This is a genomic window from Candidatus Velamenicoccus archaeovorus, assembly GCF_004102945.1.
Lineage (GTDB): Bacteria > Omnitrophota > Gorgyraeia > Velamenicoccales > Velamenicoccaceae > Velamenicoccus > Velamenicoccus archaeovorus.
In genome coordinates this window covers 465,211-481,994 of record NZ_CP019384.1, presented here as the reverse complement: position 1 = coordinate 481,994, position 16,784 = coordinate 465,211, and the positions used below count along the sequence as shown (strand labels likewise).

Sequence of the window (16,784 nt, the reverse complement as noted above, 5' to 3'; positions counted from 1 at the left end):
GGTCCCCCTCTAGAATTTCTCTGTTTTTTGGATCTCGTCTTTGAAATACGTCAGGGACACGCCGCCGGTCTGAACCTGGCAGCGGCCGTCCGCCTCTTCCAACAATTTTCCCTCAACGACATGACCGTCTTTAAGATAAACCCTGATCCCCTGGCCGGCAGGAATTTCGGCCTCGCCGTTCTTTCCGCCTCCCCCCGCCGCGGGTCCGTCCCGATCTTCAAACTCGATCATCCTGGGTTCTGCCGTCCTGGGGCTGCTCTCCGCGGATGCATCGGCCTGCGGTGTGCCGCCGAGTTGCTTCAGAAGGGTGTCGCCTTTGGCTGAAAACGCCTCGCCGTCCTCCCCATAGGCCTTTGTAACGGCCTCACCCGCCGCATCTGCAGCCGTAGGGCTCTCCCGCCCAGCCCTTTTTTCAGCGCCGGTGCCCTCTGGTTTTTCTTTTTTGGCTGCTGCGGCCGCAGCCACAGCTTCTGTCAAGGCCGAATATTCCGCCGCTGATTGAGCCTGCGCGGCATCTGTCAAGGCAAAGACAAAAACCAAGCATCCTGCCGCAAACAATAAGAGACCGTGCCGGTACCTGAAAAAAAGAGCCGTCTTATTCCTCATTTTCATGCAAGGGCTGCTGACCCCGGCTCAGGCGATGAATGATGAAATCGGCGATTTCCTTCTTGTCTGCTTCGCTGATGTCCAAAAACTTGATGCCGGCCGCGTTAAAAGCTCCGGTCCCCGCGGCATGCTTATCTTTGCCGGCATCAATTTTACCCAACCATATCACCCTGCCCCGGCCCTGAATGAGGCTGCCGCCGGGCAGCGTAAATTCAAGTTCTAATGTTTCATCGATACCCACGGGTTCCCGCAAAATCAGGCAAATCCCGACGACGGAGATATTTCTCGACTGGGCTTTTTTCTGCGGCCGGCCGGCCGAAGACTCCGCCTGCGTCCTCCACCTGACCATGACGTCTAAGCCCACCCTGACATAACCCCTTCTTTCCTCCATGTCCCTCCTGACGAATGACTTATTTCCCGGTTTCCGGGAATATGATACCTAAAATAACAAGAACCCACAAAAACGAACCGATGACAATACCGAAAATATTCCAGCCGTTGAACCGACCGTCCACCTGGGCCTGCGGCGACAACCGCTGACCAAGATTATTGATGACCCTCTGGACGGTCAAAAGCGGAATGAAAGAAAACGACGAAATCAGATCAAACGGACTCGGCAGCTTATATGTAACGATCATAAGAATGTAGCACGCCGCCAGGGCGCCGGCTTTCATATCGGCCCCAGCCTGGTGTTGATCGCTATAATCCCTGACAATTTTAAAAAGGCTGTAACAAAACAACGGCCCGAAGATACCTCTGGCCAGAGGGCTCACCTTGAAATCGTGTTTTTCTTTCAAAAATTTCCAGTTCCTGTAAAACCAATAGATCTCGTAAAAACCCCACGTAAAGAAGGCCATGAGGGCCAGTTTTTTCTGGGAGACCGCAAAAAACGGCTGCCCCACATCCTTGCGATAATCGCGGCCTTTGAGCATCGACTCTTCAAGATTCTTCTGCGCCGGCGGTTTGATCCCTTTGGCGGCCAACTCTTCCTTGATAACATCGAAAGCGCCGTCCGGCCACTCATGCCGCTTGTTCCCGACCCAAATATCCAAGAGTTCCTGTTTCGTCTTCTGTCGAAGAGCGCTCCTCAACTGCGCCTCTCCCATCTTATCCATGGACTCTCCTCCATGTTGACGACAAGCCACCCATGAAAAAACCAAGAACGCGCTTACAACGCTCTTGGCTTCTTCTTGCGGGATACGGCATCCATGCCCTCAAGTACCGTTACAACCCAAGGAAGCCGCCGAACCGTCTGCCTGCTTGTCTGGCCTTGCCCTGCCGAAGGCGGGACAGGCCGAGACAAGCGAACAGATGTTCCAGCGGAGCTTCGCATTTACTTACGCTTTTTATATCGCCCTTTGACAACGATGTCAAACGATTATTCCTCCCATAACAACAAATCCACCCTTTCAAAAGCTTCTTTTGTTCTCAGAAGAATATCCATATAGCCCTATTTTCTTGCGATCGGACATGGGCTTGAAATGCACGAAAACACGACCGAAATTTTTATCGTCTTTCTCGACCCGGTGGTAGAGCTGTTTTATTGCCGGCTGATCCAGAAAACGCAAAACACGTTTTTTGAGCTCTCCGCTCCCTTTGCCGGTGATGATCTCAACCAACGGGATCCGCTTGCTTACGGCCTCGTTCATGACACGGCAAAGCTCGGCATCGATCGCCTGCCCTTTGTTGAAAATATCGTGCAGATCCAGCCTGATCTTCGCCATTAACGAACCTCCTTGAGCAAGCGGGACGAAAGTTTCCTGCGGCAGGCGAGACATAGACCCGCTTTCTTGGCGTCGGTATCCTCGACGGAATCGGAAAAATGCATGGCGCAGCGCCAATCGGTGCAATGCCCAAGCCGGAAGGTGTGGCCGAGTTCGTGTATCGCTTCTTTGACGATCCTGGAATGAAACAATCTCTTGTCCTCTTTGCGGCCGTAAAACTCAGGTCTCAGACGCGCCAGCGAAACCAGACTGCAGGCGGTCTTGTGGTTGGCGAGTCCAAAAATGAAATTCATAGGGTCTGTATGCATATCGGCATCTAGAATACCCAGCACCCTTTCCTTTTTCTTATCGATGATAAATTCGTCGGCGAGGTCGTCTAAGATGGCATTGGCATAATACTGGCGCCTTTGAAAATCATAGGCCTCCTCCGTGATCGGTCTCCTGGCCGTTATCTCGACATCCGCAGAGAAAACCTGCGTCAGGCCCCGCCTGAGATCGTCAAAGATACCGCCACGGACCATCTCGATGGGAATAATAAAAATCTTCATGCCTTTATTATACCCTGAGGAACGTAGAAAGCAAAGAATCTACCCGGGGGAAACCGCGGTTTTTCCCGGTTAACCCACAAGGGGTAGACCTTCCTCATTCCATATAAAGGAAGGGTCTGATTTCGCCGCAGAATGCGGCGAAATAATTCGGCCATATAACTTACGCACCATGAGCAACGCGACGGTTCCCTGCCTGCCTTTGGCCCTGGCCTTGCCCGAAGGGCAGGCCGAGGGCAAGGCCAGGGCCAAAGGCAGGCGTAAGTTATGGCCTCATTAAAATATCACGTAGTCTTTGGCTTTGGCGAGGACCTTGGTTTCTTTGCCAAGGTCTGCAAGAGAACGGATGTGGAAACCGCTGTTTCTGGCGGCGAGGATACGCTCGATTATCACTTGGCCGAGGCCGGGCACGCGCAAAAGGCGGTCTCTGTCGTCTCTGTTGACGTTGACGGGAAAGAATTCCGGATGCATCCTGGCCCACATCTCTTTGGGATCGAATGTCAAGGACAGGTTGCCGCCGGCTTCCAGGGGGATCTCGTCGGCCCGAAACCCATATTTCCGAATAAGCCAATCGGCCTGATAAAGGCGATGTTCGCGCATCAACAGATCGCCATTGGTCGCCCGCGAACGTTCTCCAGGCAAGTCGGCCGCGCCGGCGCCGCGCTGGTAGGCGCTGAAGTAAATGCGGTCGAGACCCGCCTCCCTGTACAATTTCCATAAACTCTGGATAATGTCTCTATCCGTCTCAAGAGAGGCACCAACGACAAACTGCGTCGTCTGTTTGACCCTATTGAAAACAGAACCCTTGGCTGTCAGACGGCTGATAAGCCCCAAGGGCCGGATGATGTCGCGGACATAATTCTTGGTTGTGCTGAGCTGTTTAAAATATTCCTCGCCAGGGGCCTCGATATTCAAGGAGACGGCGCTCGCCAAGGCGACACTCTGACGGATCGCCGCGTCAGAGGCGCCGGGGATGACCTTTAAATGAATGTAGCCGCGGAAATGCAGCCGGCGCAAGATCAAGGCCGTACGGTTGATGCGTTCCATGGTCGCATCCGGATCGTCGCTCACAGCGCTGCTCAAAAAAAGCCCAGAGACCCGGCGGACCCTGTAATATTCCAAAAACATCCGCGCCAATTCCTCGGGCGAAAGGCTGCAGCGCCGGGCATCTGCGCCGGCTCTCAAAGGGCAATATTTGCAGTTGTTGATGCAGACATTGGAAAGAAGCGTCTTAAACAGATAGGTCGAGCCGCCGTTGGGAAGGACAACAGGATAGATCCATTTATCGTCCCCGGACCTGCGGCGGTGTTCATCGTCGCGCGTTGCGCAGGCACAGGCCAAATCATACCTGGAATCCTGTGAAAGGATCTCGAGTCTTTCCGTCGTATCCAGCGTTTTTCTGATGAGGAGCGTCATCCGATACCCCGCACGTGCATGCCTTCGAGATAACCCCGCATCGTAAGATATCGGAAAAATCTCTTCAATATTTTTCCGATACTCTGGGGGCAGGGCCAGAGCCGGGAATTTCTGGCCGTGGGATTAAAACAAAAAACCTTCACCGGGCACATAGACCCGATGAAGGTTTTTATTTCGGCAGAAAGCCGAACACCGGCGCAATACCATATAAGCGCCGTGTGTTTTTAAAGTGGCGGATTTACCCCTTCAAACTGCACCACTCCCACACCTATCTATTTTCAACATACCCCCTGATACCGTATTTGTCAATATCGCAAGAGACAGACCGCCTTTATTCGACGCAGCGCTACTTTGTGTCCGCCTCGATGTTCGCTTTATTCTGGTGCATGCAGCAAAAACAACCGTGATTATAAACACTAAGCGTGATCCTGCAGCTCGGATGCTTGCACTTGCGGCCCCTGCGTGCGACCTTGATCTTTTTCATGTCTTATGCCTTTTGCCCTGTACGCACATTGATCGCCCGCGGTCCTTTGGGCGTTTTTTCCACGTCGAATTCTACCGCCGCCCCCTCGCTCAAGCCGTCAAAGTTGGCGTCGACAAGACTGCTCTGATGAAAAAAGACCTCACTGCCGTCGGTATCGCTGATAAAACCAAAACCTCTATCTCGGACCAATTTCTTTACCTTTCCGGTATGCATCTTGTGGCCTCCTTGTACCCCGCCGCCAGCAAAACTCTTTTGCGGGGAAACGCTGTAGACAAAAAACAGGGCCCGGCAATCAAAAGATGCCGGACCCTGCTGGATTATCTGAGGTTATAGCTTGACGACGTTAACCGCCTGCTCGCCCTTGGGGCCCTGTTCGATGTCGAACTCGACCTGCTGACCTTCATCCAAAGACTTGTAACCTTCGCCCTTGATCGCGGTGTGATGCACGAAGACATCCTTGCCGTTTTCAGGGGTGATGAATCCGTAACCCTTCTGGTTACTGAACCACTTCACAACTCCTTTTGCCATTGTTTGCTACCTCCTTTTCTTGTTTGATTATAGCAACAACCCATTAGAGATCCGCATCGCTTGTTAGCTGCTAGATACTTCTGCTCCTAACGGGCCTAACAATGACACTACAAAAAAAACCGCAAGGTTAGTTATCCCACCCCCTGCGGTCCTGAGATTTCTAATCTTTGTTCACTACGGGCTTTATTTTAGCAGGATTCCCCGTCGTGTCAATATATATTTCCAATATTCGCAATCCCCTGTTTTGACAGGTCTTATGCCTCAGAGGCGGCTTCGGCCTTACCCCCTAGAGGCCGAGGCGGGACAGGTCGACACCAGACAAGGCCGAAACCTGAAATTTCTGCCGAAGGATTCACGGCTTCTGCGACGAGCCTCCCGGAACAATTTTTTTTCTCAAGGCGAGATCTACCATGAACGCGATGACGGCGGCCGCAACCAAGGCCCACAAGAGAAAAATAATAGGCCTGACACTCTGGAGATAGGCGTACAGCCGGCCGGCATCCATATCAATACAGAGGATCGCGACGGCCTTTCCGCCGGCATCCTTGATCGGCGCATAGCCCGAAAGCGTCACGCCCCAATCATCCATGCTGATCTTCCTGTCGGCGGACGGTCCTCGGAAACCGTTCAACATTCCAGGATAGCTGCGCGCATCGTACTTGTCGCCCGGAAAAGACCTCTGACTCTTGGCAGTAATGATGGCCGGCAGCGGATCGGCGTCCACGACAAACTGGAGGATCCCCGGCTCGTTGGTGTTGGTCAAGATATACACATATTTAACGATAGGATAGGCCTCTTTTATCTGCAACAACGTATCGAATATGGCCTTGTATTCCGGCGACTTATCGCCGTCCATCGTCAAGGGGATCCGGGCAAGAGTGGCGGCGTCAATGGATGACGCAGACTTCGCGGCAATCGCCATCAATTCCCGACGCAATTCCCGCCGTTTTGCATCTTTGGCATGTTCGTAAAACAGGATATGCCCCAGCGCCCCCAAAAAAACAATGCCGCATACAGACCACAACAACACCCGCTTCATCTTACGCCTCCTTCATTTTGCCTATAACAGGGTAGCCTTTCGTTACAAAATGAACTCCGAGCCTGCGAAGAAAATTTATGCCGACGTGTCTTGGCATAAATTTTCAAGTGCTTAGACAAGGAGTAACGTTTATTTCCTTAATCCTTCCGCCTCCGGTAAAATTAGGCCCTTCGCTTATTTGGTATTGCGAAGGCCTACCCTTTCTGGGTTAGGCCCTTCCTTTAATGGTATGAGGAAGGCCTACCCTTTCTGGGTTATCTCCCTGCCTCGTCCTCGCCGATCTCCTCGACCGTCTTCTGCGGATTCACATAGACTTTCGGCGTGACGCATCCGGCAACAATAGACAAAATAAAAAAAGGGAGATATGTTCCATATCTCCGCACTTGAAAATTTTCATAAACGCATTCTCCTTCGGTCAGATTTTTAAACGGCGTAGTCTTAAGGCATTCCCGATCACAGAAACCGAACTGAAACTCATGGCCGCCCCCGCGATCACAGGGCTCAACAAAAGGCCGAAGAACGGATAAAGAGCGCCGGCGGCAATGGGCACACCAAGGATATTATACACAAAAGCGAAAAAAAGATTCTGCCGGACATTCCTCATCACCCCTTTACTCAGATGCAAGGTCTTGACTATGCCGTTGAGATCTCCTTTAACAAGAGTGATAGCCGCGCTTTCGATAGCCACGTCTGTTCCCGTACCCATCGCCATGCCGACATCCGCCTCGGCCAGGGCAGGGGCATCATTGATCCCATCGCCGGCAACCATCACGACTGCACCCTTGGCCTTCCATTCCTTGACGGCCCCCTGTTTGGTCTTCGGTTCAAGCTCCGCCCGGAAACCATCAAGACCCAGCTGGTTGGCGATCTCCTCGGCAGTTTTTCGATTGTCGCCGGTCAGCATGATGACTTTAAGCCCCATCCGGTGCAATTGCCGCACGGCCCCGGGCGTTGTCGCTTTGACCGGATCTGCGATCCCGAGGATCCCGGCAAGTTGTCCATCGACCGCCGCCCAAACGACGGTCTGGGCCCGCCCTTCCGCTTCGAGGGCTTGCTGTGCGACGGCCGGCAGAATACGGACACCGGATGCTTCGATGAATTTTTGTTTGCCGACAAGAACGGTTACGCCGCCGACGCGCCCCCGGATTCCGCCGCCCGTCACTGACTCAAAATGTTCAACGCCTTGCGGCCTGACACCCTGCTCGTCGGCAAAATCAACGATAGAGCGGGCCAGGGGGTGCTCGCTGTTTTTCTCAAGAGAAACAACAAAAGTTAAGAAATAATTCTGATCCACCCCCGGGGCTGCGATTGCCGTCACCACGCGAGGCCTGCCCTCTGTCAGGGTCCCGGTCTTATCCGTCAAAAGATGCGTGATCTTTTCGGCCTTCTCGATGGCCTCCGCGTTTTTGATCAGGATGCCTGCCTGGGCGCCGCGGCCGACACCCACCATGATGGACATCGGCGTCGCCAAACCGAGGGCGCACGGGCAGGCGACAATCAGGACGGCGATGGCATTCACAAGGGCGTGGGCCAATCTCGGTTCCGGCCCGACGAAAAACCATACGATGAACGTCAACAGGGAAACCCCAGCCACAGAAGGAACAAAATATGCGGATATCCTGTCGGCGACCCCCTGGATAGGCGCCCGGCTCCTCTGGGCGTCAGAGACCATGCGGACGATCTGTGCCAGGACGGTTTCGGAGCCGATCTTCTCAGCCCGCATCAAAAACGTCCCTGTCTGATTGACCGTTGCCCCTACGACCCTGTCCCCTGGTTTTTTCTGGACAGCCATGGGTTCGCCGGTGATCATGGATTCATCCACAGCGCTACGGCCTTCAATCACGACGCCGTCGAACGGGACCTTTTCGCCCGGCCGCACCCTTAAAATATCCCCCTTGCCGACCGCCTCCGCCGGAACATCTTCTTCGACACCGTCGTGCACACGATGGGCGCTCTTTGCCGCAAGATCCAAGAGCGCCCTGATCGCCGCTCCTGTCCGGCTGCGCGCCCTAGCCTCCAAAAGCTGCCCCAGGATAACCAAGAGAGTAATGACGACGGCAGCTTCAAAATAAAGATCGATCTGGCCCGCCTTCTTCAATATTTGCGGAAAAACCTGAGGCCGCAGAACAGCCGCGGCGCTGTAGCCGTAAGCTGCCCCGACGCCTAGTGCGACCAGCGTGAACATATTCGGGCTTTTGTGAACAAGGGACTGCCAGGCCCTGGCAAAGAGAAATCCGCCGGCCCAAACAACGACCAGCGTCGAAAAAGAAAGCTGGATCCATGAAGAAACGATGTAAGGCGCAGGAGACCGCGCGGCGACAGCCGGGATCATGTTTCCAAGAGTCAAAACAAGAACAGGAAGGGCACACACCAATCCTGTCCAGAACTTCACGGACAACGACCGAAGATCGCCGTCTTCTTCATGGCCAGACCCTGCAGGCATCACAGGCTCCAGACGCATGCCGCACTTCGGACAATCCCCAGGCCTGTCACGCCTCACATCCGGATGCATCGGGCAGGTGTATCCGCCGGCCCCGAAAGATGGTGCGGATTTTTGTCCTCCCGAAGAAGCCAGAAACTTTTCCTTGCAATACTCGCTGCAAAAATAATAAACAAGGCCATCTCGTCTCAATGAGATGGCCTTATCTTCCTTGACGTCCATTCCGCAAATGGGGTCTCTTGCCATAAGGTTATTTTTTAAACAGGCACCTCGTCCCGACGAATAACACCACAAATAAACCCTCCGTAACCAGGGAGGCGACGCCCAGCGGTTCCAGCCAGGCGTCGGGTTCGGCTGCAATAAAAGGCAACCCCACCGTACGGCTGGCCACATAGCCCACAAAAGAACATGCCGCGATCACAAAACCAAGGTTCCAACCCCAAGGCTTGCGGCGCAAGATACCGACGGCCGCAACGATCGCCCCGGCGCCATTAAGATAAAAAAGCCAGCCTTTATACACCGCATCCCTGAAGCTGTCCGGCGCATCGCACGCATGGATCAAACCGACAGACAGGATCAAAACAATCCCAAGCCACAAAGATATCTTCTGTCCCTGACGCACCAAAAACCTCCTTAGCTGATTTCTTATTATATAGGGGAAATACGGTAATTAACAAGAGAAATGAAACACCCGCAGCAACGCAAGTCCTCAGTGGCCGGCGGGCACCGTCTCGTTATGATTAGGCTGCTTGAGCAGAAAAACCAAAGGCAGGATACAGATCAATAAGACGGTCGAAAAATGGAAAGCATCCGTAAAAGAGAAAAGATTTGATTGCTTCAACAGCTCCCGGTACACCAAACCCTGACCGGCATACGCCGATGCCGCGCCGGCCTTTAAATTCAGGACCCCCATCGCCTTGTGCAATCCCGCCTGATACGTGTAGCCGAAAGGACTAAGATTCTCGATAAAACGGGCCCGGTGGAACTGCGCCCGCCGCGCCAAGAGCGTTGTCACAAAGGCGACGCCGAAGCTGCCGGCGAGATTGCGGGTCAGGTTGAAAATACTCGTCGCATTCCCTAACTCCTCCTTTTTGATCGTCGCGAAGGCCATCGTCGTCAATGGGATAAAAACCAGCCCCATGCCGAACCCCATGACCGCCCGCGACCAGGCGATCGTCCAAAAATCGACATAAAGGTTGAAACGCGTCATGACGAACGTCGAATACCCCAAGATCGACAAGCCGGTAAACAGCACGGCCTTAGGGTTGACTTTGGAGACCAGCTTGCCGGCGATAGGCATGGTGATCAGGGTCGCGACGCCGCCGGGGGCAAGGACGAGTCCCGAAAGGAAAGAATTATATCCCAACAACTGCTGACTAAAAATCGGCAGAAGAACGATCGTGCCGAAAAGCACGAAAAACGCGATAAACATGATGCTGTTGGCCGTTGAAAACGAAATGTCCTTGAAGACCTTCAGGTGCAGGATCGGATCGCGCTGCCTGAGCTCGACGATGACGAACAAGATGAGACAGACGACGGAGATGATCGAGAAACGTGTGATCAGCGCAGACGAAAACCAATCCTCGCGCTGGCCCTTGTCCAGGACGAACTGCAGGCACCCGATACCGACGGCCACCAACCCCATGCCGAGGAAGTCGATCTTCTGCTGGGTCCTCCTAATATAGGAAGGATCACGGATAAAGAGCATGATCATGATGACCGACAGTATCCCCAGCGGGATATTGATGTAGAAGATCCACGGCCACGACCAGTTGTCCGTGATCCATCCGCCCAGGACCGGCCCGACGATCGGCCCGACCATGACGCCGATGCCGAACATGGCCATGGCCATGCCGTATTGGGCGGGCGGGAACGCCTCCAGGAGGATCGCCTGCGACAGCGGCTGCAAAGCCCCGCCCCCCACTCCCTGGAGGATCCGGAAGAAGACAAGGCTCGAGAGCGTCCGGGAACTGCCGCACATAAAAGAACTCACGGTAAACAGGATGACCGAAAAGATCAGATAACGCTTGCGTCCGAAAAAGCGGCTGAACCACCCGGTCAAAGGAATGACGATGGCGTTGGAGACAAGATACGCCGTAATCGTCCAGGTGGCCTCATCGATACCCGCCGACAGGCTGCCGCGGATATGGTCGAGCGACACGTTCACGACCGACGTATCGATGACCTCCAGAAGCGTCGGCAGGACGACCGATATGGCAATGATCCACTTGCTGACTTTATTCATCTTTGGTGATGATGGTCGGCACGCACGACATCCCCACGCGCAAGACATGACCTTCATCCGTCGTCTTGTCGAAAACGATCTTCACAGGTATCCTCTGAACGACTTTCACGTAATTGCCCAGGGCATTTTCCGGCGGGAAAAGCGAAAAAACGGCTCCGGTCCCCGCCATGATGCTGTCTACGCGGCCCCTGAACACTTTGCCGGGATACGTGTCTACTCTGACCATGACACGCTGGCCGGACCTGACGTTTTTGAGCTGGGTCTCTTTATAATTGGCAACCACCCAGATATCATCGAGGGGCACGACCGCCATGAGCGGCTGGCCCGCCTGGATCTGGTTGCCCACCTCCACCGATCGTTGCGTAACATACCCCCGCGCCGGAGAATAAATCTTCGTGTATTTCAGGTTCTGCCGGGCAATTTTAAGTTTTTGAGCGTCCTCCTCGTTTTTGGCTCCAGCTAGCTGATAATCCGTAAGGATATGTTCGTACTTGTCCTTGGGAAGTACTTTGTCCTGGTAAAGCGCTTCGGCGCGCGCCTTGTCGCGCGCGGCCTGCGCCAAAGCCGCCCGGCTGACCTCTAGCGCCGCCTTGGCCTCATTGACCTTCAGGGCGTAGTCGACAGGGTCGATCTCGACCAAAAGGTCCCCCTTATCGACATTCTGGTTATCGTTGACATTAAGCTTCCAGACGGTCCCCGGGACCTTGGATGCGATGCTATGGATGCGCCCCGTGACATAGGCATCGTCCGTCGTCACATGACTCATGCCCACCCCGATCAAATACGCCAGGACGATCAGCCCGACGGCTGCGACACCGCCGGCAAGGTAAATCCATTTCTTATGCCTGTCATTTAACATGTTCATGCGTCTTCTCCATTGTTTCGTAAAGCAAGGTCAGGTCGATCCCCATGGAATACATGAGCTTGGCGTAACTGCGCTTGACCTCATAATCGCTCTCAAAATAATTTGTCTGGGCTTTCGTCTCCAGCGTGATCGCTTCCAGGACCTCTGTGGTGTTGGCGGCCCCGGCCGCGTATTTGGCGCGATAGAAACGGACATTTTCCGCCGCCTGCGAGAGGACGTCTCTGGCCACAACGACCTTCTCGCGCGCATCTTTCAAGGTCAAGTAGCTGTCTTCTATCTCGAACTTGATATCTTCCGTCACCTTGTTCTTTTCTTCCCTCAGCTGCCTCTGGCGGGCGCGCTCCTTGAACATATCGGCCTGGGCATTCCCGCCGTCATAAAGGTTCACCTTGGCCCCCAGGGCGATATAGGCATTATCCTGATGCACCTCGTACTGGTTTTTCGTATAGGCATAACCGCCATCCGCATAGATCGTCGGAAGGTTCTCGGCGGCCTTGGACCTGACGCTTAACGCCGAGGCCCGGATCTGGTCTTCATAGAAAACGACCTCCGGCCTTTCCTTGACCGCGATACTCCATGCCTCTTCCATCTCGGGAATTTCCGGCGGCTTCATTTCCATATCGCGGACAACAACCTTCTGCCTCAAAGGCAAAGCGAGGATATCGTTGAGGCGCGCCGCGGCAATCTCCCTGGCGCTGCGCGCCGCAATGAGCTTCTGCTTGGCGTCCGCCAGGCGCACCTGGGCAGGCAAAAGATCGTTCTTGACCGCCGAGCCGTGTTCATAGAGATGCTCGACATCATTCAGATATGATGCGAGGCTTTCAACTTCCTTTTCGGCGACGACGATCATTTTCTCCGCCTCGAGGAGATCGAAATAAGCAACGATGAACTCGAGGATAGCGAGCCTTTTGATGCTGTCGATGTGCGCATCGCTCGCCTTGACGAGTTCTTTGGAAGCCTGATATTGAGAAAGGCTCTTGCCGAAATCAAACAGGGTTTGATAGACGTCGAAGCCATAGGAGTAATAGTTCTTGTCGGCGGTGCCGGCAGTCGTAGAACCGAATTTGACGGCCGAGGCATATCTGTTGAATGTCTGCGAGGCGGCCGCCTGGAAATGAGGCAACAGCGCCGAACGCGCCATCATGGAATCCTGGAACGCCATGTCCTTGCCGGGAAGGGCCACCCGGATCAGGCGGCTATCGTGAAGCACCATGGCGATCCCCTGGGAGATCGTAAGGACTTGGACTTCCTTCTGGGGCGGCTGCGGCTGGGGCGCCGCATCCGCGGCCAAAGCCATGTCGGCGGCAAAAAAAGCCCCCGCAAAGACCAATGCCGCCAAGATCGCATTTCGCCTATTTTGTTTCATCGGAAGGCCTCGCCCCGCCTAAAAAAATATCGAGGATGAATCTCGACATCTGTCGTAAACTCAGGGTCTGCTGCATATTCTTTTTGAGCCAATCCATGATCACCGCATTAGAGATGGAACGGAAAATGCCGGCACCCTGCGAAGGATCCATATCGGCGCGGACCAATTTTTGTTTTTGCGCAAGTCTCATGATCTCGCTGATGCAGGCCAGGTATTCCTTGGCCAGCGCCGATGTCGCGATACGGGAATCGATGGACGCCTGAGCCGCCCCATTTTCCAGGATAAAGATCCGGAAGAAATCCTGGTTTTTTTCAAAAAAGTCCAGTTTCTCCTCAAGATAGATCTTCAGCTTCTCTTGGGCGTCCCTGACGGCGGCGGTCCTTTCCTTGATAAGGGCCAAAAGGTCCCTCATTTTCTCTTCCACCAGGGAAAAATACAACGTCTCCTTGTCCTTGAAATACAGATAGACCGTGCCCGTGGCGTATTGCGCTTGCCGGGCGATATCCTGCATGGTGGCTTTATAGTATCCCTTGCGGCCAAAAACATGCTCGGCGGCAGACAGGATGTCCATCCGGCGCAACTTCCGGTCGCGCTCCTTACGGTTAATGGCAAACACAGGTATTCCAGCCTCTCTCGCTGAAAATGAATATATATTCATTTTTTAAATATATCATTCATTTTTAAATTTTGCAAGAAAAAAAGACCACGATCATCAATGTGATCGCGGTCTCTGGTATCAGCCGCCCGGCAAGCGCCTGTCTCATATTCGGTGCTTTGTTACGCCGATCTCACAGCATGCCTCCTATCCGACATGGCCGACAGGAACGATATACAAAGGATATTGCCCATCGGGGAGACCAAGTATTTTCCCCACCTGCACATCGTCGAAAGCGCCGATGGGCACAGAACCCAGCCCTAAAGCCACAGCCTGCAAATGGACATTCTGGGCGATATGCCCCGCTTCCATATCGACATAACTTTTGCCGCGTTCTCCATACCTGGAATACGGCCTCTCGTAGGCAGCGCAGATGACGATATCGAGGCCGGCCTCCCTCACCGGCTCTTGGCCAAGACTGGCGATACTCAAATCGTTACGCAGGTCGCGCTCCATCATGAGTTCAAGCGCGTGCTTTTCGGGAAGATAACGATGCAAGCCGCTTTCGGTAACTGTATATATCTCCATAGGATACAAAGCGCCGGCCGAAGGAGCGCTACGGAAATAAAAATTCCCGGGCTTGGCCGTGACACCCTGTGCAGCCCAAAGCAATTGGCCGACTTCCACGGGCGACAATTGCCCCCTGGAAAATGTCCTTACGGAACGTCTTTTGGCGATCGTCTCTTCCAGCGAAAACCTTCCCCTGGCTGCAGGCCGCGGTAAGAGGATCAATTTATTCTGGGTCATAGATTTTATTATAGCTGAATTAGAAGACCTCACAAGAAGATTTGACCGCTGAATAGCTGTCATGCAAGAACCGGCATGTCCGCATACTCAAAGGACCAACAGACAAAACACGTAGCAAACAAAAACCTTCGCCCGTCCCCAACAAGCGAAGGTCTTGCTTCACATAACACCCTCACCCTGCCAAAATCAGGATTCCTTCACAAGGCTCTCTAACAATTTCTCGATCGAGCCGATATCCTCGTCCTTGAGCGGACCGGAGGCGCGATAACGGATCATGCCCTTGCGATCGATCACAATCACATTACTTTCGTCTGTATTAAAATCGTAATCCTCTCCCATCTTTCCGTCCCAATCGCCGTAGACCGTGATCCCCTCTTTGACCGAATGGCCCCGCAGGCCCGATTCCCATGCGCCCCTGAACAAAACTCCCTGGCAGTCGATGACCCCGACCCGCGCAATATCATTCTTGATGTCCTGCGGCTGGCGCTCATAAAACCGGTTCAACACGTTTTTGAGGTTGCGGTTCTGCTCGACAGCCCTCTTGGCTTCATAAAACAACACAACCACCTTGCCCTTGAGTTCATCCAAGGTCAAGGTTTGCTTGTCGCCGGACACAACCTTGAAAGCCGGGGCCGGGGCATCAACGCCAGGCTTGGCCGCAAAACAAGAAACAGCAGAGCAACATATGGCAGCGCAAACGATCAAAAGATGTTTTTTCATCATCACCTTAAGAAAAAAGGGTTAAAGGCCGGTATCATATTCTTACCAAGTCCAATCTGGCAGATGATATCCCTGCCGACAGCCACCTGGCCCATGGCCATCATGCCCACAGCCAATTGCCCCAAGCCACAGGCAATGCCCACGGCAAGCTGAGCGACGGCAAAAACACCAAAAGCAAACTGGCCTACGGCCACTATACCGACGGCAAATTGTCCGATGGCGATGACCCCCTTGGCAATCAAAAGCCGGCCTGTCTTTTGATCTCTCCCGACGGCAATATGCACGAGGGGCAGGCCGCAAATCTCAGCCTTTGTCCTCCACTCATATCCCCCAAAAGCATTATCTTTCAACATAAGATGCCTATTGTTGCAAATACTTCTGGATCTCGCCGGCGATCTCTTTGACAAGCAGGCAGACGTGCCGGCGGAGCGTCACTTTTTTGATCTATCGGGGTCTTTGATGACGATCGCCGGGCGGTCGACTTCCATGACGACAATGCGCCATTGGGTGCCGTAGAGAGAAACCGTGTCCCAGGCCGCGTATTTTTTGACGACGGTCTTGTCTTCCAGGCCCTTGGCATAAAAATCATAGGAACCGGCGCCGTCTGTTGCCCTGGACACTGTCTCAGAAAATGAAATAAGGTCTTCAAAGGGACGGAAGAAGTCGTCAGTAAAAATATCCCTGCCTATCTGGTTCGGATCCGGATCATAGATGATCAAACCGTCCTTCTGCATCACCCATGCTTTGCATGGGACATCCCGGACAAGCGGCGCGATAATGTCGCCGGTGAGCGCCTGCTGCCTGACCAGCATGCTGACGCCGCCAAGGAACTCCCCCTTATCGGAAAACACAGGATAAATAAAGTCGACGACTTCGATCCCTTCGACGGAAAGAAAAACCCCGCTCAAGATAGGCCTTTTGGTTTTCAGGAGTTCGGCGATATGCACCTGCCGGCTGACGTCCTCGCCCTCGTATTTTCTATACTCCTGCGGCTCGACGACAACCATCTTGCCGGCCGTATCGATAATAGCGCAATCAACGACATAATCGCGTCCGCCAGACAGACCGTTTAATATCCTGCGCGCCTCCTCTCCTTCGAAATCGACCCTCGACAGCTTCCTGGCGGCGTCCGAAAGGTCCTTATTGATAGAGGAGAACATGGTCTTTATGCCTCCCTTGGCTTTTTCAAGGACCGGCATCATCACATCTATATTCATGCAAAAAGCATTGACCGTCATAAGCATGACCAGCCCAACCACCAGCATCATCCCGCGTCTCATGACCCTCTCCTTTGTTTTCACTTACGAAAACATACGATCAAAAAAGACATGAAAGTCAACCCATATTCCCCGGCCTCGGCCTGCCATTCGGGCAAGGCCAGGGCCGGGGCTTGTTTCGGGTTAC

Annotated in this window: 20 protein-coding genes; all 20 read right to left on the bottom strand. The window is 53.7% G+C overall.

Features of this window, described 5'->3' with window-relative positions; all coding sequences use genetic code 11:
• Positions 1-9: 9 nt before the first annotated feature.
• Positions 10-612 carry a hypothetical protein gene (locus BU251_RS01795; protein WP_128699193.1) on the bottom strand — a complete coding sequence of 201 codons (603 nt, stop codon included), beginning with the start codon at positions 610-612 and terminating at the stop codon, positions 10-12.
• Complete coding sequence (locus tag BU251_RS01790; protein WP_128699192.1) at positions 596-997, bottom strand: PilZ domain-containing protein; 402 nt, start codon at positions 995-997, stop codon at positions 596-598. Before BU251_RS01790 ends, BU251_RS01795 begins: the two co-directional genes overlap by 17 nt.
• Before the next feature lie 19 nt (positions 998-1,016).
• Positions 1,017-1,721, bottom strand: coding sequence for a hypothetical protein (locus BU251_RS01785; RefSeq protein WP_128699191.1), 705 nt, complete (start codon positions 1,719-1,721; stop codon positions 1,017-1,019).
• Between the two features lie 294 nt (positions 1,722-2,015).
• On the bottom strand, positions 2,016-2,330 hold the full coding sequence (locus BU251_RS01780) for a Smr/MutS family protein (protein ID WP_128699190.1): 315 nt from the start codon (positions 2,328-2,330) through the stop codon (positions 2,016-2,018).
• Positions 2,330-2,878: an archaemetzincin family Zn-dependent metalloprotease gene (locus BU251_RS01775; protein ID WP_128699189.1), complete on the bottom strand. Its 549-nt coding sequence runs from the start codon at positions 2,876-2,878 to the stop codon at positions 2,330-2,332. Before BU251_RS01775 ends, BU251_RS01780 begins: the two co-directional genes overlap by 1 nt.
• A 273-nt stretch (positions 2,879-3,151) precedes the next feature.
• Positions 3,152-4,291, bottom strand: a complete 1,140-nt coding sequence (locus tag BU251_RS01770) for a radical SAM protein (protein ID WP_228767829.1) — start codon at positions 4,289-4,291, stop codon at positions 3,152-3,154.
• Positions 4,292-4,637: 346 nt separating this feature from the next.
• On the bottom strand, positions 4,638-4,775 hold the full coding sequence (locus tag BU251_RS09380) for a hypothetical protein (RefSeq protein WP_164908812.1): 138 nt from the start codon (positions 4,773-4,775) through the stop codon (positions 4,638-4,640).
• 3 nt (positions 4,776-4,778) lie between these two features.
• Positions 4,779-4,988, bottom strand: coding sequence for a cold-shock protein (locus tag BU251_RS01765; RefSeq protein ID WP_128699188.1), 210 nt, complete (start codon positions 4,986-4,988; stop codon positions 4,779-4,781).
• Positions 4,989-5,102: 114 nt separating this feature from the next.
• Positions 5,103-5,303 carry a cold-shock protein gene (locus BU251_RS01760; RefSeq protein ID WP_128699187.1) on the bottom strand — a complete coding sequence of 67 codons (201 nt, stop codon included), beginning with the start codon at positions 5,301-5,303 and terminating at the stop codon, positions 5,103-5,105.
• Positions 5,304-5,655: 352 nt separating this feature from the next.
• Positions 5,656-6,342 (bottom strand): cache domain-containing protein, encoded by a 687-nt coding sequence (locus BU251_RS01755; RefSeq protein ID WP_128699186.1) that lies wholly within the window; start codon positions 6,340-6,342, stop codon positions 5,656-5,658.
• A gap of 415 nt (positions 6,343-6,757) precedes the next feature.
• Positions 6,758-9,004, bottom strand: a complete 2,247-nt coding sequence (locus BU251_RS01750; protein WP_228767828.1) for a heavy metal translocating P-type ATPase — start codon at positions 9,002-9,004, stop codon at positions 6,758-6,760.
• A gap of 28 nt (positions 9,005-9,032) precedes the next feature.
• Positions 9,033-9,404 carry a hypothetical protein gene (locus tag BU251_RS01745; protein ID WP_128699184.1) on the bottom strand — a complete coding sequence of 124 codons (372 nt, stop codon included), beginning with the start codon at positions 9,402-9,404 and terminating at the stop codon, positions 9,033-9,035.
• 87 nt (positions 9,405-9,491) lie between these two features.
• On the bottom strand, positions 9,492-11,027 hold the full coding sequence (locus BU251_RS01740) for a DHA2 family efflux MFS transporter permease subunit (protein WP_128699183.1): 1,536 nt from the start codon (positions 11,025-11,027) through the stop codon (positions 9,492-9,494).
• On the bottom strand, positions 11,020-11,892 hold the full coding sequence (locus tag BU251_RS01735) for an HlyD family secretion protein (protein ID WP_128699182.1): 873 nt from the start codon (positions 11,890-11,892) through the stop codon (positions 11,020-11,022). The genes BU251_RS01740 and BU251_RS01735 overlap by 8 nt, the downstream gene beginning before the upstream one ends.
• On the bottom strand, positions 11,876-13,258 hold the full coding sequence (locus tag BU251_RS01730) for a TolC family protein (RefSeq protein WP_128699181.1): 1,383 nt from the start codon (positions 13,256-13,258) through the stop codon (positions 11,876-11,878). Before BU251_RS01730 ends, BU251_RS01735 begins: the two co-directional genes overlap by 17 nt.
• A complete protein-coding gene (locus BU251_RS01725; RefSeq protein ID WP_128699180.1) occupies positions 13,245-13,916 on the bottom strand; it encodes a TetR/AcrR family transcriptional regulator in 672 nt (223 codons plus the stop codon). Before BU251_RS01725 ends, BU251_RS01730 begins: the two co-directional genes overlap by 14 nt.
• Positions 13,917-14,060: 144 nt before the next feature.
• A complete protein-coding gene (locus tag BU251_RS01720) occupies positions 14,061-14,660 on the bottom strand; it encodes a SagB/ThcOx family dehydrogenase (protein WP_164908811.1) in 600 nt (199 codons plus the stop codon).
• 186 nt (positions 14,661-14,846) lie between these two features.
• Complete coding sequence (locus BU251_RS01715; protein WP_128699178.1) at positions 14,847-15,383, bottom strand: TlpA family protein disulfide reductase; 537 nt, start codon at positions 15,381-15,383, stop codon at positions 14,847-14,849.
• Positions 15,383-15,733: a hypothetical protein gene (locus BU251_RS01710; RefSeq protein WP_128699177.1), complete on the bottom strand. Its 351-nt coding sequence runs from the start codon at positions 15,731-15,733 to the stop codon at positions 15,383-15,385. Before BU251_RS01710 ends, BU251_RS01715 begins: the two co-directional genes overlap by 1 nt.
• Positions 15,734-15,811: 78 nt before the next feature.
• Positions 15,812-16,660 (bottom strand): cache domain-containing protein, encoded by an 849-nt coding sequence (locus BU251_RS01705; protein WP_128699176.1) that lies wholly within the window; start codon positions 16,658-16,660, stop codon positions 15,812-15,814.
• Positions 16,661-16,784 lie beyond the last annotated feature (124 nt).